Source organism: Nguyenibacter vanlangensis (assembly GCF_013376155.1).
Classification (GTDB): domain Bacteria; phylum Pseudomonadota; class Alphaproteobacteria; order Acetobacterales; family Acetobacteraceae; genus Gluconacetobacter; species Gluconacetobacter vanlangensis.
Genome location: NZ_JABXXP010001116.1, coordinates 1 through 683, shown reverse-complemented (window position 1 = coordinate 683; position 683 = coordinate 1). Strand labels below are relative to the sequence as shown.

Sequence of the window (683 nt, the reverse complement as noted above, 5' to 3'; positions counted from 1 at the left end):
GGTCGCGCAGCTTCTCGGCGACGGCGCGGAAGCCGCGCGCCATGTTCGCCCCATGATCGCCGTCGCCGATCGCCGCGTCCAGCGCCGAGAGCACGTCGCGCCGTTCCTCGATGGCCTGCGCCGCGCGGCGCAGCCAGTCGCACAAAAAGGCGACGTCATCCGCCTGCTGCGCCTGCATCGGATCACGCCCCCCAGCGCAGTGCCGGCGTCAGGCAGGGCGCGTCCCAATGGCGCAGCATGTCCTCGGTCAGGCGCAGCAGGGTGATCGACGTGCCGGCCATCTCCAGGCTGGTGATGTACGAGCCGACCAGCGAGCGGACGATCTGCAACCCGTGCGCGGCGGCGATGCGGTGCGCGGCGCGATAGACGATATAGAGTTCGATCAGCGGCGTGCCGCCCAGCCCGTTGACGAACAGCAGGACCGGGTCGTTGCGGCGGAACGGCAGGTCGGCGAGAATGGGCGCCATCAGCATCTCGGCGATGCGGTCGGCGCTTTCCAGCGGGATGCGCCTGCGGCCGGGCTCGCCATGGATGCCGATGCCGAATTCGATCTCGTTCCCGGCCAGCTCGAAGCTGGGCCGCCCGGATTGCGGCACGGTGCAGGGCGTCAGCGCGGCGCCCATCGAGCGGACATTGGCGTTGACCTCGCGGCACAGGCGGACCAGCGACGGCAGGTCGGCGCC

Annotated in this window: 2 protein-coding genes; both read right to left on the bottom strand. The window is 70.9% G+C overall.

Annotation, left to right across the window (positions count from 1 at the left end; genetic code table 11):
- The coding region (locus HUK84_RS23820; protein WP_176641969.1) for a DAK2 domain-containing protein at positions 1-178 on the bottom strand (178 nt) is incomplete at its 3' end.
- Between the two features lie 4 nt (positions 179-182).
- A partial coding sequence (locus tag HUK84_RS21580; protein WP_176641968.1) for a dihydroxyacetone kinase subunit DhaK occupies positions 183-683 on the bottom strand: 501 nt, incomplete at its 5' end.